We start from the raw sequence: 1,766 nt of genomic DNA, 5'->3' as shown, positions 1-1,766 counted from the left end.
CTCTGCTTGCTGTATCACGTACGGCTCGATCTCCTCGGTGACTTCCAGATCCTGTCTAAGTTGGGCGACGGCTGCTCTACGTCGGCGAGGCGGAGGGATCGGAGGTTCGGTGTGTACCTCGGCTACGACTTCCAGGGTTTCGTAGGTCGTTTCCGATGGAAATGACCATGCGGATCCCGTCGACGTCGTAGAAGTCAGGCTCACATTATCCAGCTGTTCCGGCGGCTGCTGTATGTACTTTCTGGGACTTACTAGTGACGGGACGGTCTGGTCAAAAATTAGCACTCGGTCACACTTCACCTTCTGCACGCCTTCTATCCTGTACTTCGGCAATGGAAAGGAGGAGCACACGATGATGTTTTTGGTGTTATTCATCCTAAGTCTGGCAACCCGCTCCGCGGTCATCGCGTACCGACATAGACACGGTACCGTTTTCGGCGGCGTAGACGAATCGGCGTCCTCTACTGGGCATTTAGTGCGTATGCTGTCCATCGTCTCCCCTAGGGCGTACAGGCAGATCTGCTCGTTAGCATCTTGGAGTCTTGGCCATAAAGTTGATATTTCAGCCATGTCGACCGCCGTCTGGTGGAACCTCGTGCCCTCAAGGTAAGAGTACAGTTTACCGTCAGTTGCACTGTAACCATTTCTGCCGACTAAGCAACTGTCCGGGTGTACCCTAACCAGATCGGTTTCCAAGGTCACGTCTTCGGATACGAGCTCTATTGCCGTCCGCCTGTCGATGGCTTCCTGAATCTTCTTTTCCCAGTTTTTATCTCTGCAGTAGATAACCACGTCTGCATCGGTGGCATCCAATGCCGTGAATAAGTGGTTCAAGGACTGCATCACTCTGTCCTTACCGCCGGAAAAGGTGCCTGTGGATAGCAGCGGTACTGCGACGCTCTTTATGTTGTTGGTACTAATTATGCTAGCCACAGCTCGGTACGCGGCCGCTAGCTCTCTGTCCCCTTCGGCTTCTGTTACGGTGGAGAAGTTCGGTCCCACTGCGTGGATTACGGTCATGCCATCTGCGCGGATCATCTTGGCTGTGCCGACTGGAGTTGCAGCCCCTTTGAAAGATGATGGCCACTTCTTAGCGACCGCCCTGCACACTCCATCGCTCACGGTACCCTTGGCATTGGCAGCATTTACGACTGCTTCCTCACCGTGTCCTGATATATCTGCGCGGCGGACCCTGTATGACGGTGCACAGCCAGCAGTGTGCAGTCCGTTGCAGGCATACATTGAGCTAAGTTTCTGGTTAGCTTGGTGCAAGGTTACCGCTCTTCTGCCGTTATCAAAGTTAGAAAACAGCAGGAACACTTCTGTGTTGCTCGTCACACACGCCGGTCTCAGGACACGGAACGCCGAGAATTTCCTAGCCAGGGCTGTCACCACCATCTCGCTGACTCTGTCTGCGTAACCATATGCTCTCATCAGCAGCGAGCCTCCTGGTCTAAGCAGGTGTAGTGAATCCCCTCCCAGCATCTGCAGACGCATTGAATGGTCGACGCATTGTTGGTAGTGGTGTTGCCGGTACTCAGTATGGATGTTGACGAATACCAGATCGTAACGGCCTGCATCCATAGGTAACCCTAGGTCCATGTCGTACGTGCGGTCCGCGCCTGACACCCGCGGAGGTGCAATCCAGAAGACTCTTTTGTGAGGTATCACCAGGTTGTACTCACTTACAAGTAACATTTGGTGACCTGGAATCTTTTTCAGCAACCACTCTACCCTCTCCCCACGGCACTGCTGATAGCTTGTGA

At 53.6% G+C, this 1,766-nt stretch carries 1 protein-coding gene; it reads right to left on the bottom strand.

The genetic code is table 11. The features are described 5' to 3' along the window. Positions 1-1,497: macro domain-containing protein (locus tag MFF13_RS26710; RefSeq protein ID WP_238273411.1), on the bottom strand; the 1,497-nt coding region annotated here is incomplete at its 3' end. Positions 1,498-1,766: the final 269 nt, after the last annotated feature.

The organism is Methylobacterium cerastii (assembly GCF_022179125.1).
Taxonomy (GTDB): domain Bacteria; phylum Pseudomonadota; class Alphaproteobacteria; order Rhizobiales; family Beijerinckiaceae; genus Methylobacterium; species Methylobacterium cerastii.
The sequence above is the reverse complement of the archived record's forward strand: the minus strand, read 5'-3'. Positions and strand labels throughout refer to the sequence as shown.